Source organism: Acidovorax sp. K2F (assembly GCF_025246485.1).
GTDB classification, from domain to species: domain Bacteria; phylum Pseudomonadota; class Gammaproteobacteria; order Burkholderiales; family Burkholderiaceae_C; genus Acidovorax; species Acidovorax delafieldii.
On record NZ_JAOBSQ010000055.1, the window covers coordinates 176,241 to 200,905 of the forward strand.

Genomic DNA, 24,665 nt, shown 5'->3' on the forward strand with positions numbered 1-24,665 from the left:
CCCCCATGTCAGCCAAGGCCGATGCCTTGCACCTGGGTCAAGAAAACGCAAGCGGAGCCAAGCCCCACAGGCTTATTGCATGTGCGGCAAGTTGCCAATGCGCACCAGCATTTCGGTGAACATCTGCATGTCGGCATCCAGGTCCGCCACTTCCTTGAACTCCTTGGCATTGTGGGCGGTGTACTTCTTGCCAGGCATGGCAGGGCCAAAGTTGATGGCGTTGGGCATCAGCTTGGCGGTGGTGCTACCGGCCGTGGGCACGGGCTTGGCTTCGAGGCCGGTGGTGTCGCCAAAGGTGTTGAGCAACGTGGCCAGCCAGGCGCCCTTGGGGTCGCGGGCCATCCAGTTGCCTTGGTTGTGGTCCACCTCCACCGCCACGCCGGCCTGGGTGCCCCAGGCCTTGATGCGTTCGGTGGTGGCTTTGGCCAGTGCTTCGGGCGTGTTGCCACGGGGCATGCGCACGTTCACCAGCACATCGACCTTGCCATCCTTTTCGCGGATGAGGTTGGGAGACATCGTGAGCGGGCCCATGAAGTCATCGCTGTAGGCCAGCCCCATCGTACGACCCAGGTAGTCGGTGCCATACAGGTCTGTGAGGTAACGCACGGCCTGCGCGTAGCCGTTGGGGGCCAGCGCTAGGTCCGACTCCTTGAGAAACAGCGCCAGGCGCGGTAGCGGGTTCACGCCCTCTTCGGGGCGAGAGCCGTGGGCCGATGCGCCCGTGACCTTGACCAAGACGTCTGCACCTTCACGCGCCACATCGATGCTGAACTTGCCGCCCTGGCTGGTGTATTTGCCGATAAAGGCGTCCTTGCCAGCGCTGAGCTGGCGGGTGGTGGCATCGGCGTTGCCGCCACGCAGGCGGGCCGTGGCCGTCTGGGGCACGGCGTTGGCCGATGCGGCGCCCGCCATGGCCACGATGGTGGGCTGGTTGCCTGCCGCGGCGCCCAAGGCAAAGGTGGTGCGCAGCGCACCCGAGCCCTTCTCGGCCACCACCGCAGGATATTTGCTATCGAGCACGATGTTGTACTCAGGCAGCGAGGTCTTGGCGCGGTAGTACTTCATCGCGTCGCCACCGGTTTCTTCGGTGGTTTCGATCATGAGTCGGATGGTGCGCGCCAGCGGCAGGCCGCTGTCCTTGACAGCCTTCATCGCAAACAGCACGGTGGCGATGGAGCCCTTGTCGTCAATGGAGCCCCGGCCATACAGGTTGCCGCCCACGCGGGTCAGCTGGAAGGGGTCAAGCTTCGTGCCATCGTCCAGCACCCATTCGTCGGCCACCACGGGTACCACGTCGGCATGGGTGAGGATGCCGAACTCTTCGGGGCCACTGCCGGGCAGCTTCACTTCAAAGATGCGGTTGTCCACATTGCGGTACTGCAGGCCAAAGTCCTTGGCCATCCCTTCGACCAAGGCACCGAACGCAATGATGTGCTTGTCTTCGTGCGGCGGCACCTTGTCGGCCCGCACCGTGGGAATGGCCACCATCTTCGCCGTGGCGTCGATCACCGCCGGCTGGTTGCGCAAGCGGTTGTGCAGACCCAGCAAGCGGCTGATGTTGACCAGGTCATCACCCACCAAAGGCTTGTGCGCCAGGTATGCCGACACGGCGGTCTGCAGCTGGGGCTGCATCTGTGCAGCCAGCGCCAGGAACTGGCGAAAGTCCGCTGCTGCAGCGGCAGCAGGCGCGGCCGCAATGCGGTCGAGCGCAGGCTTCTTCAGCGTCTGGGCTACGGGTGGGGGGGTGGGGGTGGAGCAAGCCGTCAGGGCGGCAACCAGCGTGGCGGTAAGCCAGAGCGTCTTCATAAGAACCTCTTGTGGGGGCAAAGGCACCGACCGCCGATGGGCAGAGGGCGCCGTGGAGCAGGGCCTGCCCGGGCCGGGTGGACCTGCGCAGGGGCGGCGGGAGTGTAGCGCCGATTCCAGGAAGCGAATCAGTGCCCAGCAGCCGTTCAGGACAGTCGCGTCACGCCTGGCAGCTCGCACGCATAGATGGCGTTGCGCAGGGCGGCAATGGCTTCGTAGCGCGTGAAGCTGCGGCGCCACGCCAGCACCACGCGGCGCACGGGCGGTGGGCCACCGTCTTCCTCACGGATGGGCAGGTAGCGGATGTAGGTCTCGTCGCTCTTGCGCCGGCGCGACACCGTGAGCAACGCATCGCGCGGCACCGACAGGCGTGGCACCAGCGTCACCCCCATGCCGGCGGCCACCATGTGCTTGATGGTCTCCAGCGACGAGCCCTCAAACGACTTGCGGATGCCCTCGGCGTTGCTCGCAAAGCGCGCGAACTCGGGGCACACCTCCAGCACATGGTCCCGGAAGCAATGGCCCGCCCCCAGCAGCAGCATGGTTTCGTTTTTCAGCTCGGCAGCCGTGACCGACTTCTTGGCCGCCAAGGGGTGCGTGCTGGGCACGGCCGCCATGAAGGGTTCGTCATACAGCGGCGCCATGGCCAGGCCGGTGTCGGGGAAAGGCTCGGCCAGGATGGCGCAGTCGATCTCGCCCGTGCGCAGCATCTCCAGCAGCTTGACGGTGAAGTTCTCCTGCAGCATCAGCGGCATCTGCGGGGTGCGCGTGATGGACTGGCGCACCAGCTCGGGCAGCAGATAGGGCCCGATGGTGTAGATCACGCCCAGCGTGAGCGGACCGGCCAGCGGGTCCTTGCCGCGCTTGGCGATTTCCTTGATGGCCGCGGCCTGCTCCAGCACGCTTTGCGCCTGGCGAACAATGTCCTCGCCCAGCGGGGTCACCGTGACTTCGCCCGCGCTGCGCTCGAACAGCTTCACGTCCAGCTCTTCTTCCAGCTTCTTGATGGCCACCGAGAGCGTGGGTTGCGACACATAGCAGGCGTCGGCCGCATGGCCAAAGTGCTTCTCGCGGGCCACCGCAACGATGTACTTGAGTTCGGTGAGGGTCATGGTGTGTTCCTGCGGGCCACGTCAGTGTCGTTCTGAGCGTCTCATGCCTTGAGATAGTCCGATTTTCCACCCAACCAGCGCGCCACGTGTTTGGCGGCCAATTCCGGGTAGCGGTCCAGCATCTGGGGGGCCAGTTCACGCGCCCATTCCAGCAGATGGGTATCGGTCGCCAGGTCGGCAAACCGCAGCAGCGCATCGCCCGACTGGCGGGCGCCCAGAAACTCGCCGGGGCCCCGGATCTCCAGGTCGCGCCGGGCGATCTCGAAGCCGTCGTTGGTCTCGGCCATGGCGCGCAGGCGCTCCTTGGCGGTTTCGCCCACGCGGCCGCTGTCGTTGGTGGCGTACAGCAGCACACAGGCCGAGGCCGCCGCGCCGCGCCCCACGCGGCCGCGCAGCTGGTGCAATTGCGAGAGGCCAAAACGCTCGGCATGTTCAATGACCATGAGCGAGGCGTTGGGCACGTCCACGCCCACCTCGATCACCGTGGTACTGACCAGCACGCCCATCTGACCACTGGTGAAGAGCGCCATCACGGCCTTCTTCTCAGCGGTGGGCATGCGCGAGTGCAGCAGGCCGACCATGCAGCCCGGCAAGGCCTCGCTCAGGTCGGCGTGTGTGGCGGTGGCGTTGGAGAGGTCCAGCGCCTCGCTCTCTTCGATCAGCGGGCACACCCAGTACACCTGCCGCCCGGCCTCCACCTGCGCGCCGATGCGTTCGATCACTTCGTCCTTGCGGCTGTCGGCAATCAGCTTGGTCACGATGGGCGTGCGGCCTGGCGGCAGCTCGTCGATCACCGACACGTCCAGGTCCGCGTAGTAGCTCATGGCCAAAGTGCGCGGGATGGGCGTGGCGCTCATCATGAGCATGTGCGGCTCCATGCCGTGGGCCGCCAACTTTTGTCGCAAGGCCAGCCGCTGCGCCACGCCAAAGCGGTGTTGCTCGTCGATGATGGCCAGCGCCAGGTTCTTGAACTGCACCTGGTCCTGGATCACGGCGTGCGTGCCCACCACCAGCGCCGCCTCGCCGCTGGCCACCAGCGCCAGCATGGCAGTACGGTCCTTCTTCTTTTGCCCGCCCACCAGCCAGGCCACTTTGCGGCCGTGTGCGGCCAGCAGCGGTTCGAGCCAGCCGATCATCTTGGCAAAGTGCTGCTCGGCCAGGATTTCGGTGGGTGCCATCAGCGCGCACTGCCAGCCCGCGTCCATGGCCAGGCAGGCGGCCAGGGCCGACACCACGGTTTTGCCCGAACCCACATCGCCCTGCAGCAGACGGTGCATGGGCACCTGGCGGGCCAGATCGGCCGCAATCTCTTCGCCCACGCGGCGCTGGGCCGCCGTCAGGTCAAACGGCAATACGCCCATCAACTGTTCGTGCAATGGCAAGGCGCCGTCGGCACTGCGCCGGGGCCGCAGCACCGGCGCGCGCAGCATGTCGCGTTCGCGCCGCGACTGCTGCTGCGACAGCTGCTGGGCCAGCAACTCCTCGGCCTTCAGGCGCTGCCAGGCGGGGTGACTGTGGTCCTCCAGCGTGGACAGCGCCACATCCGGGGTGGGGTGGTGCAAAAAAGTGAGCGCCTCGCGCAAGCTGAACCTGCGCTGCAGGCCATTTAGGCTATACATCCGTGCCACCGGTGGCTCCGCACCGGGTGGCAGGGTGTCCGACAAATCCACCCGCGTCAGCGCACTGACCACGGCGCGGCGCAGATAGGGCTGGGGCAGCCCCGCCGTCGTGGGGTACACCGGCGTCAATGCCGCAGGCAACTCGCCCCCTGCCACACGGAACGCCGGGTGCAGCATCTGCCGGCCCCAGAAGCCACCCTTGACCTCGCCCCGGATGCGCAGGCGCGCGCCTACGGAGAGCGTCTTCTGGTGGGAGGGGTAGAAACTGAAAAAGCGCAGTTCGCACGACCCCGTGTCGTCCTCCACCTGCACCAGTAGCTGGCGGCGCGGGCGCAGCTGGATCTCGCTGGCAGTGACCGTGGCCTCGATCTGCACCGTTTGCCCGTCGCGCGCATTGGCCAGCGGGGTGATGCGGGTTTCGTCCTCGTAGCGCAAAGGCAGGTGCAGTGCCAGGTCGATGTCGCGGCGCAAGCCCAGCTTCTGTAGCGCCTTCTGTGCCACCGAGGCAGCGCCCTGGCCGCGCGCTGCCGGTGCGGCAGCAGGCACGGTGGTTTTGGCGAGGGCTGGGGTGGCGGCGGGCATATGGAGCAAATTGCTAGGGAAAACGAGCGGAGATCGCAGCCCGAAAAGGCTACCATGGTTACCATTGCTAACGCCTGATAACGGCGTGTTTTCGAGTCCGGGGCCCCCGCCATGCTCAAGCGCATTCAAATCCAACACCTGACCCTGGGCATGTACCTGCACGAGTTTTGCGGCTCGTGGATGGACCACCCCTTCTGGCGGGCCAAGTTCCTGCTCAAGGATCCCAAGGACCTCGCCCGCATCCAGGCCACGGCCATCCAGGAAATCTGGATCGACACCGACAAGGGCCTGGACGTGGCGGAGGGCACTGCATCCATGTCCCGCGAGGAGGTGGATGCGCAGATCGAGACCGACTTCAGCCGCCTGGAAGACTTGCCCCCCATCAAGGTGACACTACCGTCGCCCCCCCCGCCACCCAGGCGGGACCGCAAACCGGCCGACATGCACAGCGAACTGAAGATGGCCGCCGCCATCTGCGTCAAGTCCAAGGAAGCCGTGGTGTCCATGTTCAACGAGGCCCGCATGGGCCGGGCGGTGGACTCTGCAGGCGCCCAAAGCCTGGTGGAGGAGATTTCGGACTCCGTCACGCGCAACCCCGGCGCACTCATCAGCCTGGCGCGGCTGAAGACGGCCGACGACTACACCTACATGCATTCGGTGGCGGTGTGCGCACTCATGGTGGCCCTGGCCAAGCAGCTCAAACTCAAGGAAGACCAGCAGCGGCTCGCTGGCATGGCGGGCCTGCTGCACGACCTGGGCAAGGCGGCCATCCCGCTGGCCGTGCTCAACAAGCCCGGCAAGCTCACCGACCAGGAGTTCACCGTGGTGCGCAGCCACCCGGTGGAGGGCTACCACATGCTCAAGGAGGGCGGCAACGTGCCCGACGCGGTGCTGGATGCCTGCCTGCACCACCACGAAAAAATCGATGGCTCGGGCTACCCGGACAAACTGCAGGGCGACGGCATCAGCGTGATCGCACGCATGACGGCCATTTGCGATGTGTACGACGCCATCACCTCCGACCGGCCCTACAAGCGCGGCTGGGACCCGGCCGAGTCGCTGCGCCGCATGGCCGAGTGGACCAAGGACCATTTCGACGCGCGCATCTTCCAGGCGTTTGTCAAAAGCATCGGCATCTACCCCGTGGGCTCGCTGGTGCGGCTGACCTCGGGCCGCATCGGGGTGGTGACGGAGCAGTCCCCCACAGCGTTGACTACCCCGATGGTCAAGGTGTTCTTCTCGACCAAATCCGATCTGCGCATTCCGCCCGAGGTGGTGAACCTGGCCGCCCCGGACTGCAACGAGAAGATCGTGGCACGCGAAGACCCCGAGAAGTGGCGCTTTCCCGACCTGGACGAGCTGTGGTCCGGCTTCTCCGACAAGGTCTGGTAGCCCATGCTCGCACTGATCACCCTGACGCTCAACCCCGCCCTCGACCTGGCGACCACCACCGACCACGTGGCCCCCACACACAAACTGCGCTGCGGCCCGGTGCGGCGGTTTGCGGGGGGCGGCGGCATCAACGTGGCGCGGGTGCTGCACCGCCTGGGCGCGGACGTGAGCGCGTGGGCACTGGCGGGCGGCGCGGCGGGCGCCCAGGTGCAGCAGTTGCTGGCCGACGAGGGCGTGCTCACGCGGCTGCAGCGCATTGCGGGCGACACGCGCGAGAACTTTTCGGTGGTCGAGACCAGCACGGGCCAGGAGTTTCGGTTTGTGCTGCCCGGCCCCACGCTGCAGGCCAGCGAGTGGCAGGCCTGCCTGGATGCGCTGGCTACCCACACACCGCCACCCCGCTGGCTGATTGCCAGCGGCAGCCTGCCGCCTGGCACGCCGGACGACTTCTACGCCCAGTTGGCGCGCGCAGCATCCGGCCGGGGCGTGCGGGTGGCCGTCGACACCTCGGGGCCGCCGCTGGCGGCGGCATTGCAGGCCGGGGTGGCGCTGGTCAAACCCAGCCTGCGCGAGCTGCGCGACCTGTTGCAACAGCCCCTGGAACAGGCGGCCGACTGGTGCACTGCCGCCCAGTCGCTGGTGCGCAGCGGCGCCGCCGACACCGTGGCCCTGTCGGTGGGCGAGCAAGGCGCCGTGCTGGCCACGCGGGAGGGGGTATGGCAGGCGCCAGCGCTGAACGTGCCCGCTACGACCGGCACCACGGGCGCTGGGGACTGCTTTTTGGCGGCACTGGTCTGGGCACTGGACCGGGGCGATGCGCCCGCCGAGGCGCTGCGCTGGGGCGTGGCCGCAGGCGCTGCCGCCTTGCTGCACCCGGGCACCACCCTGGCCCAGGCCGATGACGTGCAACGGCTGGTGCACAGCGTACCGGCACCGGTGGCATTCACCACCTCGCCCTAGCACCGCGCCTGCAGGGGCTGCAGCCCCGTGGGACAATCGCGCCTTCCGCAATTTTTTACCTTGGCACGGGCCCGTTCGGCCCTCAAGCACGATGACTGATCTCTCCAGCGGCGCAACCAGTGCGCCCCTCGCCTCCGGCGGCCCTTCCACGCCCCGCGTGTTCACCCTCAGCGACTTCGACTTCTCGCTGCCCCCCGAACTCATTGCACAGCACCCCGCGCCCGAGCGCAGCGCCTCGCGCCTGCTCGATGGCCGCGCCATGCAGCCGGCAGACCGCATCTTTCGCGAGCTGCCCGGACTGCTGCGCGAGGGCGACCTGCTCGTCTTCAACGACACGCGCGTAGTCAAGGCGCGCATCTTTGGCGAGAAGGCCAGCGGCGGCAAGCTGGAGTTGCTGATCGAACGCGTGCTGCCCGCCGAGGCTGGCAACCCGGGCAACGAAGTCGTGGCCCACATGAAGGTCAGCAAGAAGCCCCTGCCCGGCAGCGTGGTGCACATGGCCGGTGGCCGCAAGGCGGGCGGCTTTGATGCGCAGTTGCTGGGCCGCTGGCCCACCGAGGACGGCCCGCTGTTCCGCTTTGCGCTGCACGGCCCCGCAGGCGAGTCGCCCTGGGAGCTGATGGACCGCCACGGCCACCTGCCGCTGCCGCCCTACATCGAGCGCCAGCAAAACACCGACCACGACCCCGACGAGGCCGAGGACAGCCAGCGCTACCAGACCGTGTTTGCCCGCAACCCCGGCGCCGTGGCAGCGCCCACGGCCGCGCTGCATTTTGACGAAGGCGTGCTGACCGACCTGGCGGCGCGCGGCATCGAGCGCGCCAGCGTCACGTTGCACGTGGGCGCAGGCACCTTCCAACCCTGCAAGACCGAGAACCTGGCCGAGCACCAGATGCACAGCGAGTGGTACGAGATTCCACTGGCCACGCTGGCCGCGCTGGAGCGCTGCCGCCAACGCGGCGGCCGCGTAGTGGCGGTGGGCACCACCACCGTGCGCACACTCGAATCCTGGGCGAAGACGGGCCAGGCCTCGGGCGACACCAACATCTTCATCACACCGGGCTTTGCATTCCAGGTGGTGGATGTGCTCATCACCAACTTCCACCTGCCCAAGAGCACGCTGATGATGCTGGTGAGCGCGTTTGCGGGCTACGCCCACATCATGGGCCTGTACCGGCACGCCATTGCGCATCAGTACCGCTTCTTCAGTTATGGCGACGCCATGCTGCTGGAGCGTGCGCGCGGCACGCCGTGAGTCCACCCGGCCCTGCGTCGTCGACCAGCCCTGCAGCCCGCCGGCGTGCGGCGCTGGCAGGCATCGCGCTGGCCGTCACGGCCTGCGCGTTCTTTGCGCTGCTGGACACCGCGAGCAAGCTGGTCAGTGTGGGTGTGCCCATCGTCATGGCGCTGTGGATGCGCTATGTATTCCAGTCGCTGCTGACCACGGCCTTCGTGCTGCAACGGGCGGGGCGCCCAGCCCTGCGCACCACACAGCCCCGCTTCCAGGCCTTGCGCGGCGCGCTGTTCGCCATGACCAGCCTGTTCGGCTTCATCAGCCTCACGGCCTTGCCGCTGGCGGAGTTCACGGCCATCGTGGCCACGGTGCCGCTGTGTGTGACGGTGGTGGCGGCCCTGTGGCTGCACCAGCCGGTGAGCCCTTTGCGCTGGCTGCTGGTGGTGACGGGCCTGGCGGGCACGCTGGCCATCATCCGGCCCGGCGGTGAGGCCTTCACCTGGGCGCTGCTGTGGCCGCTGTGCATGCTGGCTGCGGGCACCGGCTACCAGGTGCTGAGCAGCAAGATGGCCGGGCACGAGAGCCCCGCCACCACGCAGCTCTACACCAGCTGGATCGCCACTGCGCTGGTGTCGCTGGGCGTGCCGTTCTTCTGGCAGCCGGTGAGCGACCCGTGGCTGTGGGCCGGCATGTTCACCATGGGCCTGTCGAGCGCGGTGGGCCACATGCTGCTGCTCAACGCCTATGCGCGCACCACGCCAGTGACGATCGCGCCGTTCCTGTATTCACAGATCGGGTTTGCCATGCTGGCGGGCTGGCTGGTGTACCGCCATGTGCCCGATGCGTGGTCGATGGCGGGCATTGCGGCCATCGTGCTCAGCGGCGCGGCCAGCGCCTGGCTGACCGTGCGCGAGACACGTTAAGCACCAAAACAGCCGGTAGCGCTAGTGCAATATGCCTGAGCAGCTATATATTCAATAGCATCAAGCCCGCCGCCTGGGCAGGGATCAGAACGCCACCGCGTGCCCGTCCTTGCGCGGGTCCGAACCTGCGATGTAGCTGTTGCCGTTCCTGAGCACCAGCTGGGCGCCGCCAAAGGCGAACACGCCGTTGCCCTCTTCCACCGTCACCTCGTGCCCGCGCGCGCGCAGCGCGGCGACCACGGCGGGGTCGAACCCTGGCTCCACCGCCACACCCTTGCCGCCGGTGATGCGCCAGCGGGGTGCATCGGCAGCTGCCTGTGGGTTCTGGCCGTAGCGCAGCACGCGCAGCGCCATCTGGGTGTGGCCCTGGCTTTGCATGGGGCCGCCCATCACGCCAAACGCCATCTGCGGCGTGCCGTCGGCATGCATCGCAAAGGCCGGGATGATGGTGTGCGAGGGGCGCTTGCGCGGCGCCACCTGGTTGGCGTGGCCCGGGACCAGGTTGAAGCCATGGCCCCGGTTCTGCAAGCTAATGCCCGTGCCCGGCACCACCACGCCCGAGCCAAAGCCCATGTAGTTGGACTGGATGAACGAGACCATCATGCCGGACGCGTCGGCCGCCGCCAAGTACACCGTGCCGCCGGGACGCGGCGCGCCGTAGCCGGGGTCGCCAGCGCGCGTGGTGTCGATCAGTGTGGCGCGGCTGCGCAGGTAGTCGGGGTTCAGCAGCGCATCGGGTTTGACGTGCATGGCGTCGATGTCGGCGTTGTACTGGTGCAGGTCGGCAAAAGCGAGCTTCATGGCCTCGATGCTGGCGTGCACGGTCTCCACATCGTCCACCGGGTGAGCGCCGATGCCATGCGCGTCGAGCATGCCCAGCGCCATCAGTGCGGCAATGCCCTGGCCGTTGGGCGGAATCTCATGGACCACCGAATCGCCAAACCGCTGCTGGACGGTGCCCACCCAGTCGGCCTGGTGGGCGGCCAGGTCGGCCATCGTCATGGCGCCGCCATGGGCCTGCGAATGTGCTGCGATGCGCTCGGCGATCACGCCGCGGTAGAAAGCCTCGCCCTCGGTCTCGGCAATCAGCTCCAGCGTGCGCGCATGGGCTTCGCTGCGGAAGATTTCGCCCGCCTGGGGCACGCGACCATTCGGCATGAAGCACTCGGCAAACCCGGGCTGCGTGCCCAGCTTGGCCGCGCCCAGCGCCCACAGACGGGCGATGGTGGGCGACACCGGGAAGCCGTTGCGCGCATAGTCGATGGCGGGCTGGGCCAGTTGTGCAAACGGCAGCTTGCCCAGGCGCTTGGAGAGCGCCACCCAGGCCGACACGGCACCGGGCACGGTGACGGCGTTCCAGCCCGTCTCGGGGATGCCGCCCAGCTTCTCGAAGTATTCAGGCGTCCATGCCGCAGGCGAGCGGCCCGAGGCATTGAGGCCGTGCAGCTCCTTGCCATCCCACACGATGGCAAACCCGTCGCTGCCCAGGCCGCAGCCCGTGGGCTCCACCACCGTGAGCGCCATGGCAGCGGCAATGGCGGCGTCCACCGCGTTGCCACCCGCCAGCAGCATGCGAAGGCCCGCCTGCGCGGCCAGCGGCTGCGAAGTGGAGACCACGTTGCGGCCCATGACCGCGCTGCGGTTTGAGGCGTAGGGAAGGGACCAGTCGAGGGATGGGGTATTCATAGCGTTCTGACTCTGTTGCCCCGCACAGGGCGGGCTGCATGAAACCGGCGCGGCGCAAAGCGAGGGACGCCGAGGAAGGGCCGCCCCGCACCGAGGGCGTCGTCCCCCTTCCCGAATGGCAACGCCATTCGAGAGAAGGGGGAAGCGGCAAAGCCGCTCAGGGGGATGTCACTCCAGGGTTATTTTGTGCTGGCGAATCACCGTCGCCCAGCGATTGCTATCGGCCTGCACCATGGCACCAAACTGCGCGGGCGTGCGCGGTGCGGCGGGCTCCACGCCCAGCTTGGCCAGGCTCTCGGCCACTTCGGGCGCCTGCACGGCTTTGGCGAAGGCCTTGTGCACCTTCTCCACCAGCGCGGGGGATGCCCCGGCAGGCAGGTACACACCAAACCAGGTCACCGACGAATAGCCGGGCAGGCCAGATTCGGCCAGCGTGGGCAGCTCGGGCGCCAGGGTGCTGCGCTTTTCGCTGGTCACGGCCAGTGCGCGCAGGCGGCCGGCCTTGGCGTGCGGCATGCCGGTGGGCAGCGAGTCAAACAGCACATGCGTCTGCCCGGCAATCAGGTCCGGGATGGCCAGGGCCGTGCCCTTGTAGGGGATGTGCGTCATCTCCACACCCGCCTGGGCGCTGAAGGCGGCCGTGTTCAGGTGCACGATGGTGCCGTTGCCGCTGGTGGCGTAGTTGAGCTTGCCGGGGTGGGCCTTGGCGTAGGCAATCAGTTCGCCCACGGTCTTGACCGGCAGGCTGTTGGTGACCAGCAGCACGCTGTGTGCGTCGGCCACATGGGCTACTGGCGTGAAGTCCTTGCGCGGGTCATAAGCCAGCTTGGGCATGAGGTGGGGCGAGATGGCATGTGTGCTGCTCGTGGTCAGCAGCAGGGTATAGCCGTCGGGTGCGGCCTTGGCCGCCTCGGCCGTGCCCAGGGTGCCGCCAGCGCCGGGCTTGTTGTCTACCACCAGTTGCTGTCCCAGGTCGGCCGCGACGCGCTGGGTAACGGTGCGGGCCACCAGGTCGGTCGCGCCGCTGGCTGGGAAGGGCACGATCACCCGCACGGGGCGATCCGGCCAATTGGCTTGTGCCTGCGCGGCAGATGCCAGCACCAGCAGGCCGGCCAGGCCCCAGACACCACGGCCCCAGGAAAGTAGACGCATACAGAGCACTCCCGCAAAGAAATCGGACACAACAGAGGATGGAACCATCTTAGGAAGCTGCGCCTTGCTTGACCAACAGCATTTCAGCAAACTGCTTTGCCACCACGGCAAACCGACGCATACTGAACACCTCCCTCTCCACCCCTTCCTCCATGCGTCCCCACCTGCTGCAAGACACCACCCTGCGCTACTTTCTGGCCGTGGCGCAGAGTGGATCGCTCACCGAGGCCTCGGCCCGGCTGCATGTGGCCGCCTCGGCACTGAGCCGCCAGATCGCGGGGCTGGAGGCCCAGCTGGGCACGCCCCTCTTTGAGCGCCACCCGCGCGGCATGGTGCTGACGGCGGCGGGCGAGATCCTGGCGGTGCACGCGCGCCGCACGTTGCTGGACGCCGAGCGCGCGCTGGGCGAGATCGGCGCGCTGCAGGGCCTGCGTGCGGGGCAGGTGCGTCTGGCCACATCGGATGCGTTTGCGAACGAGCTGGTGCCGCGCCTGTGCATAGAGTTCCAGCGCACGTACGCAGGGGTGCAGTTCAGCGTGATCGCCTTGCCCACGGCCCAGGTTCCCGACGCCGTGCGCAGCGGCGCAGCCGACATCGGCCTGTGCTTCAGCCGCGCACCGCACAAGGACATTGACGTGGCCTACCGTCAGAGCGCGCCGGTGCTGGCCCTGCTGCCCCCGGGCCACCCACTGGCCAGCGCAGGCAGCGTGACCCTGGCGCAGATGGCCGGGTACCCGCTGGCCCTGCCCCCGGCCGAAACCACGGTGCGTCAGATGATCGACATCGTCTGCAGCCGCCAGGGCCTGCAGCTGGAGGCCGTGCTCATCAGCAACCACGCCAAGACGGTGGTCAACTTTGTACAGCTGGGCGGCGGCCTGTCCGTGGCCAGCGAGATCGCCGTGCGCCACCTGGTGGCCGAAGGCGCCATCGTGGCCCTGCCCATCAGCGACCCCGGCATGGACCTGCGCGACATCGAACTCCAGACCCTGGCCGGGCGCAGCCTGCCGGTGGCGGCGCAGGCGTTTCTGGAGCTGCTCAAGGAACGGCTACCGCAGCCGTGGTAGCCCTTGGCGTGGGTTATTCGCTGGGCTGGTCATCCATCGGCAGACCGAGGCGAATCGGGCCGCCGGGCGCTTTGGCATCCACCGGCACCCCGCCGCGCGTGACGCGCAGGCGGTGCTGCTGGGCCAAAACCTGCGCCACCTGCCTGACTTGAGGCATGTAGTGGCGCCAATCACCGCCCTCTGGCACCAACGCCCGAGCGACCTCTGACGGGCAGATCGTCGTGTGCGGCTTGCGCTGCGCCAGCAAGGCGAAGATTTGCGCCTCCACGTCTGCGTCGGTCATGGCGCGCGCGCGGTGTTGCGAACCCTGCTCAGTACCCGTGCTGCGCGCGAAAATCCCGCGCCTTGCCAAAGTGCCCGTTGCCAATGAAGGGCACCGGCGGGCGCAGGGCCGACAGCGGCGAGGGGTGGTTGGAAGTGAGCACCAGGTGCCCCCGGTCTGCGGGAATCCACGCGCGCTTTCCCTGTGCGTGCGAGCCCCAGAGCATGAACACCACCGGACGCGGGCCCTCGGCCACGTGGCGGATGACGGTGTCGGTCAGCTCTTCCCAGCCCTTGCCCGCATGGCTGGCGGCCTGGCCCTCTTCCACCGTGAGGCAGGTGTTGAGCAGCAGCACGCCATTCTTTGCCCACTTGACCAGGCTACCGCCGGGGTTCGGGAACGGGGGAAACGCCACCCCCAGGTCGCGCTGCATTTCCTTGAAGATGTTCTGCAGCGAGGGCGGCAGCCGCACGCCCGGCGCCACCGAAAATGCCAGACCCTCGGCCTGGCCCCGGCCGTGGTACGGGTCCTGCCCCAGGATGACCACGCGCACGTCTTCGGGTGGCGTCAGGTCCAGCGCGCGCAACGGTTGGGGCGGAAAGATCGCAGCCCCGGCCTGCAGCCGCGCCTGCAAGTGAGCGAGCAACGCCTGCCCACGCGCGCCTGCAAAAAAGGCGTCCACCAAGGGCTGCCAGCCAGGGGCCACCGGCCAGTCGGCGGGTTGGGCCGTCTGGAGTTGCGTGGCAGGCATTTCAGAGGGATTCATGGCGAAATGGGCTGGTAGCGCTAGTTAAATATGCTCCAGCAGCTATCAAAAACATAGTGATCGATCACTATCAAGCGAACAGCTTGGCCAGCGCCAGGCCAGGGTCGTCGGCCCGCATGAAGGCCTCGCCCACCAGGAAGGCGTGCACGCCCGCGTCGCGCATCGTCTTCACATCGGCGGGCTTGAGAATGCCCGACTCGGTGACCAGCAGACGGTCTTGCGGCACGTCTTTCAACATGCCCAAAGTCGTGTCCAGCGTGACCTCGAAGGTGCGCAGGTTGCGGTTGTTGATGCCGAACAGCGGGGTCTTGAGCTTCAGCGCCCGCTCCAGCTCGGGGCGGTCGTGCACTTCCACCAGCACAGCCATGTCCAGGCTGCGCGCGATGGCTTCAAAGTCGGCCATTTGCGCGTCGTCCAGACAGGCGGCGATCAGCAAGATGGCGTCGGCGCCCATAGCCCGCGACTCGTAGATCTGGTACGCGTCCACCATGAAATCCTTGCGCAGCACCGGCAGCAGCGTGCTGGCGCGGGCCTGCTTCAGGTAGTCGGGCTGGCCCTGGAAGAACTGGCGGTCGGTCAGCACCGACAGGCAGGCGGCACTCACCTTGCCGTCGCCTTCCATGTAGCTCTGCGCAATGTCAGCGGGCTCGAAGTCAGCGCGCAGCACGCCCTTGCTGGGGCTGGCCTTCTTGACCTCGGCAATCACAGCCGCCTGGCCCTTGGCGATCTTGGCCCGCAGCGCGCCTTCAAAGTCGCGCGTGAGCACGCGGCTCTCCGCATCGGCGCGCATGGCGTCGAACGGCAGGCGCTTTTTGGCGGCGGCCACTTCTTCGTGCTTGACGGCCACGATCTTGTTGAGGATGTCACTACTCATGGTTGGCTGCCTTGTCGGTTTCGGCGGGCTCAGCGGAGCCCTGTTTCAGAATGCGGGTGAAGACGCGATGCATTACGACCCCGGCCACGATGAACAGGGCAGAGACGCCCAGTGCGATCCAGGTGCCCGGGTCGTGCCACATGGCTGGGTCAGGCCGCCGTATCAGACCGCTGTGGCCAGCGCATGCGTGCGCGTGACCACCTGCTCCAGCTTCGCCAGCGCGGCGCCGGAGGCAATCGCAGCGCGTGCCTTGGCAATGCCCGTCTGGATGGACTCGGCCACGTTGGCGGCATAGAGGGCCACGCCTGCATTCAGGCAGACGATGTCCTGCGCGGCACCGGGTTCGCCTTTCAGCACGCCGATCAGCATCTCACGCGACTGCTCGGGTGTTTCGACCTTGAGCGCGCGGTTGCTCGCCATCGGCAGGCCGAAGTCTTCAGGGTGGATCTCGTATTCGGTGATCTGGCCGTTCTTCAGCTCACCGACCAGCGTGGCGGCGCCCAGGCTCACTTCGTCCATGCCGTCACGGCCGTACACCACCAGCGCGTGTTCGGCGCCCAGGCGCTGCAGCGCGCGCACCTGGATACCGACGAGGTCGGGGTGGAACACGCCCATCAAGATGTTGGGCGCACCGGCCGGGTTGGTCAGCGGGCCCAGGATGTTGAAGATGGTGCGCACGCCCAATTCCTTGCGCACCGGGGCCACGTTCTTCATGGCCGGGTGGTGGTTGGGCGCAAACATGAAGCCGATGCCCACTTCAGCGATGCACTGGGCGATCTGCTCGGGCTTCAGGTTGATGTGGATGCCCAGGGCCTCCATCACATCGGCGCTGCCGCTTTTGCTCGACACACCGCGCCCACCGTGTTTGCTGACCTTGGCGCCCGCAGCGGCGGCTACGAACAGAGAGCAGGTGGAGATGTTGAAGGTGTTGGCACCGTCACCGCCCGTGCCCACGATGTCCACCATGTGGGTCGCGTCCTTGACGTGCACCTTGGTGCTGAACTCGCGCATCACCTGCGCGGCTGCGGTGATCTCGCCGATGGTTTCCTTCTTCACGCGCAGGCCGGTGATGATGGACGCGGTCATGACGGGTGAGAGTTCGCCGTTCATGATGAGCCGCATCAGGTGCAGCATCTCGTCGTGGAAGATTTCGCGGTGCTCGATGGTGCGCTGCAGCGCTTCCTGGGGGGTAATGGGCATGGAATGTCTCCTGGTATTTATGCTGAGGGCTGGTCCGTGAAGGCCAGCTTGAGCCCGAAGCCGATGAACATGGCACCGGCCACGCGGTCCAGCCAGTGCATGCCGCGCTGGATCACCCCGGCGCGCCGTGCCATCCACGATGCCGCCAGCGCCCAGCCCACATTGACGGGGACGGCGTTGAGGTTGAACAGCACGCCCAACAGCACAAAGGCCAGCGCCTTGTTGTCCGCGCCCGGCGCGATGAACTGCGGCACAAAGGCCAGGAAGAAGATCGCGACCTTGGGGTTGAGCACATTGGTCCAGAAGCCACCGAGGAACACCTTGCGCAGCGGTGTGTGCTGCGCAGGGGCCGCCTGCGCGGCTGCCAGCGCTGCGCTGTTGCCCCCATCGGCACCGGGCTTGGACAACAGCATGCGCACACCCATCCACATCAGGTACGCAGCACCGATCCACTTGAGCACGGTGAACGCCGTGGCCGATGCGGCCAGCAGCGCACCCACGCCCACGGCGGCCGCAAAGATGTGCACAAAACACCCAGCCGTGATGCCCAGGCCCGCCACGATGCCCGCGCGGGTGCCGGACTTGAGCGCGTTGGTCACGATGTAAAGCACATCGGGGCCTGGCGTGAGGTTGAGCAGCCAGCCTGCGGCAATGAACATCACCAACTGGTGGGCGTCAATCATCATGTGCGCTGCTCCAGAAAGTTCTTGAGCATGGCGTGGCCGTGTTCGGTGAGGATGCTTTCGGGGTGGAACTGCACGCCTTCGATCGCCAGCGTCTTGTGGCGTACGCCCATGATCTCGCCGTCCTCCGTCCAGGCCGTCACCTCCAGCACATCGGGGCAGGTGGCGCGCTCGATGGCCAGCGAGTGGTAGCGGTTGACGGTGAACTGCTCGGGTAGCCCGGCAAACACGCCCTTTTGCGTGGTGGTGATGACGCTGGTCTTGCCGTGCATCAGCTCCTGCGCGCGGATGATGTTGCCGCCGAAGGCCGCGCCAATGCTCTGGTGGCCCAGGCACACGCCCAGGATGGGCAGCTTGCCGGCAAAGTGCTTGATCGCGGCCACGGAGATGCCCGCCTCTGCGGGCGAGCAAGGGCCGGGCGAGATGACGAGGCGGTCGAGCTGGCCCGCGTTCAGACGCGCCTCGATCTCGGCCACGGTGATCTCGTCGTTGCGGAACACCTCGACCTCGGCGCCCAGTTCACCAAAGTACTGGACGATGTTGTAAGTGAAGCTGTCGTAGTTGTCGACCATCAAGAGTTTCATGCGGCGCTCCCGGCAAGGGCGGGCTCGCGCAGACGGGCGAACTCGCGGTGTTCATAGGCAATGCAGGCTTCCATGAGGCTGCGGTAGATGGCTTCCATCACGTCGGCGTCACCGCCTTCGGCCTGGGCGCGCTCGCGCACGCGGGCCACGATGGCCTCAATGCGCGCTTCATCGCGCACCTGTTCCACACCTTGCTTGATGCGGGCGGCCTGGGTCATGTAGCCCACGCGCTCCACCAGCAAGGGCACCAGGACGTCGTCCAGCGCGTTCACTTCGCGGCGCACGTCCTGCATGGTGGCGCAGGGTTTGACTCGGGTGATAGCGAGGGTCATTCCAGCCCCTCCTCGACCAGCTCTGCGGCACGCAGCAGCGCACGGGCCTTGTGTTCGGTTTCTTTCCATTCCAGCTCGGGCACCGAGTCAGCCACCACACCGGCAGCCGCCTGCACGTAGAGCGTTCCGTTCTTGATGATGCCGGTGCGGATCGCAATCGCCACGTCCATGTCGCCCGCGTAGCTCAGGTAGCCGCAGGCGCCGCCGTAAAGGCCGCGCTTGGTGGGTTCGAGCTGGTCGATGAGCTCCATGGCGTGCACCTTGGGCGCGCCGGTGAGCGTGCCTGCGGGGAAGGTGGCCTTGAGCACATCCATGCTGGTCATGCCCTCGTTCAGGATGCCTTCGACGTTGCTCACGATGTGCATCACGTGGCTGTAGCGCTCCACGGCAAAGGCTTCGGTCACCTTCACGGTGCCAGTTTGGGCGATGCGGCCGATGTCGTTGCGCGCCAGGTCGATCAGCATCACGTGCTCGGCACGTTCCTTGGGGTCGTTGATGAGTTCAACCTCGGTGGCCTTGTCCTTCTCGGGCGTGGCGCCACGCGGGCGGGTGCCCGCCAGCGGGCGGATGGTGACCTTGGTGCCTTCGTCGGTCTTCTCCTGGCGCACAAGGATCTCGGGGCTGGCGCCCACCACATGGAAGTCGCCAAAGTCGTAGAAGTACATGTACGGCGACGGGTTCAGCGAACGCAGCGCGCGGTACAGCGACAGGGGCGATTCGGTGTAGCGCTTGTGGATGCGCTGGCCCACCTGCACCTGCATGAAGTCGCCCGCAGCGATCAGCTCCTTGGCGCGCTCCACAGCGGCCAGGTAGTCGGCCTTGGCAAAGTCGCGCTGGGCGGGGTGGCTTTCGGTGGCCTTGACCACGGGGGCGCTCACCGAATACTTGAGCTGCTCTTTCAGTTCGCGCAGGCGCTTCTTGGCCTTGGCGTACGCCTCCGGCTGGGCCGGGTCGGCGTAGACAATGAGATACAGCTTGCCCGAGAGGTTGTCGATGACGGCCAGCTCCTCACACTGCAGCAGCAGGATGTCGGGGCAGCCCAGGGTGTCGGGTGGGCAGGTGGTCTCCAGCTTCTTTTCGATGTAGCGCACCGCGTCGTAGCCGAAGTAACCGGCCAGGCCGCCGCAGAAGCGCGGCAGGCCGGGGCGCAAAGCCACTTTGAAACGCTTTTGGTAGGCCTCGATGAAGTCGAGCGGATTGCCTTGTGCGGTTTCGACCACCTGGCCGTCCGTCACGACCTCGGTTTTGGCCTGCGCCCCAAAGCCACTGGCCCGCAACAGCGTGCGCGCGGGCAGGCCAATGAAGCTGTAGCGCCCGAAGCGCTCGCCGCCCACCACGGATTCGAGCAGGAAGCTGTGCTTGCCGCCGTCTTTGGTGTGCGCCAGCTTCAGATAGAGCGAAAGCGGAGTTTCCAGGTCCGCAAAGGCCTCGGCCATGAGCGGAATGCGGTTATAGCCTTCGCTGGCCAGGCTTTTGAATTCAAGTTCTGTGATCACGGGGAGGGCTCCCAGCTGTCGCAGCGCGTGTCCCTGTGCAATAGAAAAGGGGCGCTGTGGTCCATTCAATCGGCCTCACCGCATCCGGGTGGAGGCCACGGGTGCACGCTGGGGCTGCTGCCCAGGTGCCATCAGGCGTTCAAAGCGACAGGCTGACGCCAGGGCCAGGCTCCCCGGTCGCTGCAACCTGTGATGAACACGTGGTGAATGAACATGGGCCAAAGTGTAGCAAAGCTTTTTTAGCGGGCTGATTCGACAGATCTCACAGCGAGATCGCACAACCGCTCGAAAACCCTGTTGCGGCCCGACAGGAGCGCTGCAACAATTTGAAACGAACGACCGTTCTTTTTTAGGAGCTGCGCATGAAATTCCTGACGCGATGCGCTGTGATGGCGGGAGCTTGCCTGTTGGCAGCCAGTGCCATTGCCCAGCCCATTACCGTGGCCGACGTGAAATACGAAGAAACCGCCAGCCTGAGCGGCAGCACCCTGCAGCTCAACGGCGCAGGGGTGCGCTACAAGGCAGTGTTCAAGGTATACACGGCGGGGCTGTATCTCGAAAAGAAAGCCGGCACACCCGCCGACGTCATGGCCCAGAAGGGCCCCAAGCGCATGAGCATCACCATGCTGCGCGACATCGACTCCACCGAGCTGGGCAAGCTGTTCTCGCGCGGCATGGAGGACAACATGGACCGCGCGGCATTCTCCAAGCTCATTCCTGGCGTGCTCCGCATGAGCCAGATCTTCTCGGACCACAAGAAGCTGGTGGCGGGAGACCAGTTCCAGATCGACTGGATTCCGGGTACCGGCACCGTCATCACCGTCAAGGGCAAGCCGCAGGGAGAGCCCTTCAAGGAACCCGAGTTCTTCAACGCGTTGCTGGGTATCTGGCTGGGCAATGCGCCAGCTGACTGGAAGCTCAAGGACGCGTTGCTGGGCAAGACCGCCCAGTCATCGTCCTAGTCCTCCTAGGGCAAACACCCACGCCCTCCCGGCAAAGGCTGTCGCGCGCCCGACAGACGCGCCCCCTACCCGGGAGTAGCCTGTGCCTCAGCCCCCGCTCCAGCCATTGCCCAACCTTTCCAGCCCTTTTTGACAACGCGACAACCGGCCTCCCGCTGCGTGCACCCGCAGCGCCCGAGGCCACGGCCTGAACCGAGCTTTGTGCGCTATCCGCGCCCCGCAACGAGCCGTCTGTAACGCCCCTTCTGCCCCCAGCCCCTTACGCGCCAGACACCACCATGAAACTCAGCAACCTTTCCGTCGGCCTGCGCCTGGGCGCATCCTTCGGCGCCATCCTTCTCATCACAGCTCTCATTGCGGCCACAGGGATGTGGCGCATTGCCAGCCTGCAACGTGCCAGCGAGCGCGTCGCCACGCAGGAGATCGAGCAGCAAACCCTGGTGGAGGACTGGGCGTCGGACATCCGTCTGAACTGGGTACGCACTGAGGCCTTCCTCAAGGCCATCGACCGCGACTACATGGACAAGCTCACCGCCGACACCCAGGCGACGGCGAAGGGCATGGAAGCCAAGGTCAAGCGCATTGAGGCACTGGTGCAAGGCGACCAGGCCAAGGGGCTTCTGGCAGCAATTGCGACGGCCCGGCAGGCCTACAACGACAAGCTCAACGAAATCCGGGAACTGCACCGCGGTGGCGAACCCAACGTGCCCGCCCTCGTGGACAAGGACCTGCGCCCGCTGGCCGACAAATACCTTCAATCCCTCGACGACCTGCGCAAAACCATGGCCGCCCAGCTGGCCGAAAGCCAGGCAGACACCTCCACCCTGGCCAAAGCCAGCCAGGTGCTGTTGGGCGTAGGCACGCTGGTGGCCGTCGCGCTCGGCGCATTGATGGGCCTGACCGTCACGCGCTCCATCGTGCGCCCCTTGCAGCAAGGCCAACAAGCCGCCGAAAGCATTGCAGATGGCGATCTGACCCACCCCATTACCACCAGTGGCAATGACGAAACCGGCCAGTTGCTGCAGGCACTGTCCACCATGCAATCGCGCCTGGCCACCATCGTGGGCAACGTGCGCAACAGTGCCGAGGGCGTGGCCACGGCCAGTGCCGAGATTGCATCCGGCAACAACGACCTGAGTGCCCGCACAGAACAGCAGGCCAGCGCACTGGAGGAAACCGCAGCCTCCATGGAAGAGCTGGGCTCCACCGTGCGCCAGAACGCCGACAACGCCCGCACCGCCAACCAGCTGGCCATGAGCGCCAGCACCGTGGCCGTGCAGGGCGGCGACGTTGTGGCCGAGGTGGTGGACACCATGAAGGGCATCAACGACAGCAGCCGCAAGATCGCGGACATCATCAGCGTGATCGATGGCATCGCCTTCCAGACCAACATCCTGGCGCTGAACGCGGCTGTGGAGGCCGCACGCGCGGGCGAACAGGGTCGGGGCTTTGCCGTGGTGGCGGGCGAGGTGCGCAGCCTGGCGCAACGCAGCGCCGAGGCCGCCAAGGAGATCAAGGGTCTGATTGGAACCAGCGTGGAACGCGTGGAGCGCGGCACGGCACTGGTGGACAAGGCCGGCGCCACGATGACCGAAGTGGTCAGCGCCATCCGGCGCGTGACCGACATCATGGGCGAAATCAGCGCCGCCAGCAGCGAACAAAGCCAGGGCGTCTCACAGGTCGGAGAGGCCATCACGCAGATGGACCAGGCCACCCAGCAAAACGCCGCCCTGGTGGAACAAAGTGCTGCCGCCGCCGACAGCCTCAAGACCCAGGCAGGCCAGCTGGTGGATGCCGTGGCGGTGTTCCGCCTCTCGGACAACGGCACGCGCCCCGCCAGCACCGTGCCCGCCCCCGTACGCAGCAATTCCCCCGCGTCATCACGTCTGGATTACCGCAGCGTGGCACCGCGCCAGCTGACCGCCTGAACAGGCAGGCTCGGCCAGCTCAGGCGAGCTGCGCCAGCGTATCCACAAAACCATCGGCATCCACGGCCCGCACGGGCTGGCCGTGGTTGTAGCCATAGGTGACCAGCACCACCGGGCAGCCCGCAGCCCGCGCGGCCTGTGCATCGTTGCTGGAGTCGCCCACCATGAGCGTGCGCGCAGGGTCGGTACCCAAGGCTTCGCAGGTCTTGAGCAACGGCAACGGATCGGGCTTCTTGCGCTCGAACGAGTCGCCACCGAAGACCTTCTCGAAATAGCCGTCAAGCCCCTTGGACTGCAGCAAGGGCAGCGCAAAGTCCCGGGGCTTGTTGGTCAGACAGGCGAGACGCAGACCCCGGGCGCGCAAAGCCTGGAGCCCCGCCTCCACACCGTCATACACCCCGGCATACTGGCCATTGATGGCGAGATAGTGGCGTTGGTAGCTGGCCCAGGCCGATGGATACAACGCTTCAATTTCAGTAGCAACAGAGGCATGATTTATCTGCGCCAGCACGTGGTGGAGCACTGAACGCAGCAAATGCTCCGACCCCTTACCCACCATGTGCTCGATGGTCTGTGCCGCAATCGACGGCAGCTCCAGTTCGCGCAGCATGCGGTTCAGTGCCTCGTTGAAATCACCCATGGTGTCCACCATGGTTCCGTCCAGGTCGATGATGGCGGCGTCCACGCCGGTGTGGGAAACCGGAATAATGTTGGAAAACACGAAATAAAGTTAGAAAAATTCAGCTTCGAATCCTAACAACTCTGGGAATAGAGTTGAAAAGACCAAACTTGGGCTTTGGACAGCCAAGCTCAGCCCCTCTTCTTGGCGTGATTTCAGTCGGTCAAATAGTCCATATGCTTATGGGGCAGTTGCAGGCTGGTCGCGGACACTCACTCCGTCTTTGCGAATGCGAACTATCGGCCAGAAGCGGCCATTCGATTGCGTAGCTACTCGTAGAACTTGCCGCCATACAAAATGGCAGCGCAACGAAGCCAAGGGTTGTTCAAGTCCCCCTCTACAACAGCCACCCCACAAGCTGCTGCCGCACCAAGAAATCCGTCTACAGTGCTGTGTTCCCAGCCTAATGCACCAGCGCCATATGGCTTGCTCGGCGTGATTGCCTCAATTTCTCGCGCCTCCGCGAAGTCAGCAGCCAAAGCGTCGACGAACGTCCGGAACGATTCTTCGTCATTTACACGACCGAGGAGCTTGTCGAGGTCTTGAGGCATTTGTGCGTTCTAGAGTTTACGGAGAGCATAGCTCTGGTGCGAACGAATGACAGCTATCAGATGAACTGAACGTCGGCTTCGGGCCCGAAGGCGACCGTGGATCAGAGTACCGCAACGCGATCATTGATTCATCACAGGGTGGCTCGTGCCCTGAACCCAGCCAGTTCCTGGCTATAGTTTGCCTACTGAAGTTAGCCGGGTTCTGTGGATTTTTCCATCCTTCCCACATACCGCTCATGACATCCCCACCACTTACAACCCGTGAGTACGCCTACTTTCATGTCACGGGGCCAGGCACGCATGAGGACGTGACAGCGTTGCTCGGTCTGAGACCTTCAGAAGCGTGGAATGTTGGTGACATCAATCCGCGCAACGGGCGGCTGCGAAGCTCAATGAGCTGGCGGATGAATAGCGGCTTTGACGACACCAGTCCTCTCGCGGATCACATTGCCGCCCTTTTACATCGGCTGCAGCCTAAAGCATCGGATCTCCGACAGCTATGGGTTGAGCACGACCTTACTTTGCAGTGCGTGGGCTACTTTCCGGCAAGCGGGCACGGGATGCACTTCGACCGCGAGCAAGTCCGTAAAGCTGCTCAACTAGGGTTAGCACTGGATCTTGACTTTTACTACGTGGATGACCACGAACATGAAATCTAAACTGGTAGCCTTCCGGACGCGATTCGCGTTGAGGTCTGCTTTCGCTTTATAGCAACGACTGCTCCTGGCCGGATTCTGCCCCACGACGAGGGACGCTAGCGGGCCCGAAACGGCTTCTCAGCCTTCCTGCTTCAACGCTCCTACGTAGCAAGTGCAATG

General features: G+C 65.9%; 24 protein-coding genes. 8 read left to right on the top strand and 16 right to left on the bottom strand.

Going from position 1 to position 24,665, the window contains the following annotated elements; genetic code table 11:
- Positions 1-72: 72 nt before the first annotated feature.
- From N4G42_RS22225 to recG, 3 genes are all read right to left on the bottom strand, one after another.
- Positions 73-1,806, bottom strand: coding sequence for a dipeptidase (locus N4G42_RS22225; protein ID WP_260668751.1), 1,734 nt, complete (start codon positions 1,804-1,806; stop codon positions 73-75).
- Positions 1,807-1,952: 146 nt separating this feature from the next.
- The gene (locus tag N4G42_RS22230) at positions 1,953-2,918 is read right to left on the bottom strand and encodes a LysR substrate-binding domain-containing protein (RefSeq protein ID WP_056747872.1); all 966 of its coding nucleotides are present in this window, start codon (positions 2,916-2,918) and stop codon (positions 1,953-1,955) included.
- A 41-nt stretch (positions 2,919-2,959) separates the two neighbouring features.
- The gene (gene recG / locus N4G42_RS22235) at positions 2,960-5,119 is read right to left on the bottom strand and encodes an ATP-dependent DNA helicase RecG (protein WP_260668752.1); all 2,160 of its coding nucleotides are present in this window, start codon (positions 5,117-5,119) and stop codon (positions 2,960-2,962) included.
- Between the two features lie 111 nt (positions 5,120-5,230).
- Between recG and N4G42_RS22240 the strand changes: the two genes are divergently transcribed.
- From N4G42_RS22240 to N4G42_RS22255, 4 genes are all read left to right on the top strand, one after another.
- Entirely contained in the window at positions 5,231-6,511 is a 1,281-nt protein-coding gene (locus N4G42_RS22240; RefSeq protein ID WP_260668753.1) for an HD-GYP domain-containing protein, read from the top strand.
- 3 nt (positions 6,512-6,514) lie between these two features.
- Positions 6,515-7,471 (top strand): 1-phosphofructokinase family hexose kinase, encoded by a 957-nt coding sequence (locus tag N4G42_RS22245; protein ID WP_260668754.1) that lies wholly within the window; start codon positions 6,515-6,517, stop codon positions 7,469-7,471.
- A gap of 91 nt (positions 7,472-7,562) precedes the next feature.
- Positions 7,563-8,726 (top strand): tRNA preQ1(34) S-adenosylmethionine ribosyltransferase-isomerase QueA, encoded by a 1,164-nt coding sequence (gene queA / locus N4G42_RS22250; protein ID WP_260668755.1) that lies wholly within the window; start codon positions 7,563-7,565, stop codon positions 8,724-8,726.
- Entirely contained in the window at positions 8,723-9,628 is a 906-nt protein-coding gene (locus tag N4G42_RS22255; RefSeq protein ID WP_260668756.1) for a DMT family transporter, read from the top strand. The genes queA and N4G42_RS22255 overlap by 4 nt, the downstream gene beginning before the upstream one ends.
- A gap of 84 nt (positions 9,629-9,712) precedes the next feature.
- On the opposite strand, the gene N4G42_RS22260 is transcribed toward N4G42_RS22255, so the two are convergent.
- Together N4G42_RS22260 and N4G42_RS22265 are read right to left on the bottom strand one after the other, a co-directional pair.
- Positions 9,713-11,314, bottom strand: coding sequence for a gamma-glutamyltransferase family protein (locus tag N4G42_RS22260; RefSeq protein ID WP_260668757.1), 1,602 nt, complete (start codon positions 11,312-11,314; stop codon positions 9,713-9,715).
- 168 nt (positions 11,315-11,482) lie between these two features.
- Positions 11,483-12,466, bottom strand: coding sequence for a Bug family tripartite tricarboxylate transporter substrate binding protein (locus tag N4G42_RS22265; RefSeq protein ID WP_260668758.1), 984 nt, complete (start codon positions 12,464-12,466; stop codon positions 11,483-11,485).
- A 152-nt stretch (positions 12,467-12,618) separates the two neighbouring features.
- Between N4G42_RS22265 and N4G42_RS22270 the strand changes: the two genes are divergently transcribed.
- Positions 12,619-13,530 (top strand): LysR substrate-binding domain-containing protein, encoded by a 912-nt coding sequence (locus N4G42_RS22270; protein WP_260668759.1) that lies wholly within the window; start codon positions 12,619-12,621, stop codon positions 13,528-13,530.
- Between the two features lie 13 nt (positions 13,531-13,543).
- Here N4G42_RS22270 and N4G42_RS22275 read toward each other — a convergent pair whose 3' ends face one another.
- The 9 genes from N4G42_RS22275 to trpE form a co-directional block, all read right to left on the bottom strand.
- Entirely contained in the window at positions 13,544-13,813 is a 270-nt protein-coding gene (locus tag N4G42_RS22275; RefSeq protein ID WP_260668760.1) for a DUF3253 domain-containing protein, read from the bottom strand.
- Positions 13,814-13,841: 28 nt separating this feature from the next.
- On the bottom strand, positions 13,842-14,558 hold the full coding sequence (locus tag N4G42_RS22280) for a uracil-DNA glycosylase (protein WP_108497474.1): 717 nt from the start codon (positions 14,556-14,558) through the stop codon (positions 13,842-13,844).
- A gap of 70 nt (positions 14,559-14,628) precedes the next feature.
- Entirely contained in the window at positions 14,629-15,432 is an 804-nt protein-coding gene (gene trpC, locus N4G42_RS22285; RefSeq protein WP_260668761.1) for an indole-3-glycerol phosphate synthase TrpC, read from the bottom strand.
- Positions 15,425-15,574, bottom strand: coding sequence for a hypothetical protein (locus N4G42_RS22290; protein WP_260668762.1), 150 nt, complete (start codon positions 15,572-15,574; stop codon positions 15,425-15,427). The genes trpC and N4G42_RS22290 overlap by 8 nt, the downstream gene beginning before the upstream one ends.
- 20 nt (positions 15,575-15,594) lie before the next feature.
- Entirely contained in the window at positions 15,595-16,632 is a 1,038-nt protein-coding gene (gene trpD, locus N4G42_RS22295) for an anthranilate phosphoribosyltransferase (protein ID WP_260668763.1), read from the bottom strand.
- A 17-nt stretch (positions 16,633-16,649) separates the two neighbouring features.
- Entirely contained in the window at positions 16,650-17,315 is a 666-nt protein-coding gene (locus tag N4G42_RS22300; protein WP_146872137.1) for a LysE family translocator, read from the bottom strand.
- The gene (locus N4G42_RS22305) at positions 17,315-17,899 is read right to left on the bottom strand and encodes an aminodeoxychorismate/anthranilate synthase component II (protein WP_121941202.1); all 585 of its coding nucleotides are present in this window, start codon (positions 17,897-17,899) and stop codon (positions 17,315-17,317) included. Before N4G42_RS22305 ends, N4G42_RS22300 begins: the two co-directional genes overlap by 1 nt.
- Positions 17,896-18,231 carry a chorismate mutase gene (locus tag N4G42_RS22310; protein WP_108499139.1) on the bottom strand — a complete coding sequence of 112 codons (336 nt, stop codon included), beginning with the start codon at positions 18,229-18,231 and terminating at the stop codon, positions 17,896-17,898. The genes N4G42_RS22305 and N4G42_RS22310 overlap by 4 nt, the downstream gene beginning before the upstream one ends.
- On the bottom strand, positions 18,228-19,727 hold the full coding sequence (gene trpE, locus N4G42_RS22315; RefSeq protein WP_260668764.1) for an anthranilate synthase component I: 1,500 nt from the start codon (positions 19,725-19,727) through the stop codon (positions 18,228-18,230). The genes N4G42_RS22310 and trpE overlap by 4 nt, the downstream gene beginning before the upstream one ends.
- Before the next feature lie 362 nt (positions 19,728-20,089).
- Here trpE and N4G42_RS22320 point away from each other — a divergent pair, with 362 nt between their 5' ends.
- Both N4G42_RS22320 and N4G42_RS22325 read left to right on the top strand, forming a co-directional pair.
- Positions 20,090-20,689, top strand: a complete 600-nt coding sequence (locus N4G42_RS22320) for a chalcone isomerase family protein (protein WP_260668765.1) — start codon at positions 20,090-20,092, stop codon at positions 20,687-20,689.
- A 278-nt stretch (positions 20,690-20,967) separates the two neighbouring features.
- Complete coding sequence (locus N4G42_RS22325) at positions 20,968-22,617, top strand: methyl-accepting chemotaxis protein (protein WP_260668766.1); 1,650 nt, start codon at positions 20,968-20,970, stop codon at positions 22,615-22,617.
- A 19-nt stretch (positions 22,618-22,636) separates the two neighbouring features.
- Here N4G42_RS22325 and gph read toward each other — a convergent pair whose 3' ends face one another.
- Together gph and N4G42_RS22335 are read right to left on the bottom strand one after the other, a co-directional pair.
- Positions 22,637-23,338: a phosphoglycolate phosphatase gene (gene gph, locus N4G42_RS22330; RefSeq protein ID WP_260668767.1), complete on the bottom strand. Its 702-nt coding sequence runs from the start codon at positions 23,336-23,338 to the stop codon at positions 22,637-22,639.
- A gap of 227 nt (positions 23,339-23,565) precedes the next feature.
- Positions 23,566-23,847 carry a hypothetical protein gene (locus N4G42_RS22335; RefSeq protein WP_260668768.1) on the bottom strand — a complete coding sequence of 94 codons (282 nt, stop codon included), beginning with the start codon at positions 23,845-23,847 and terminating at the stop codon, positions 23,566-23,568.
- A 236-nt stretch (positions 23,848-24,083) separates the two neighbouring features.
- Between N4G42_RS22335 and N4G42_RS22340 the strand changes: the two genes are divergently transcribed.
- A complete protein-coding gene (locus N4G42_RS22340) occupies positions 24,084-24,506 on the top strand; it encodes a DUF4279 domain-containing protein (RefSeq protein ID WP_260668769.1) in 423 nt (140 codons plus the stop codon).
- The last annotated feature ends 159 nt before the right edge of the window (positions 24,507-24,665 follow it).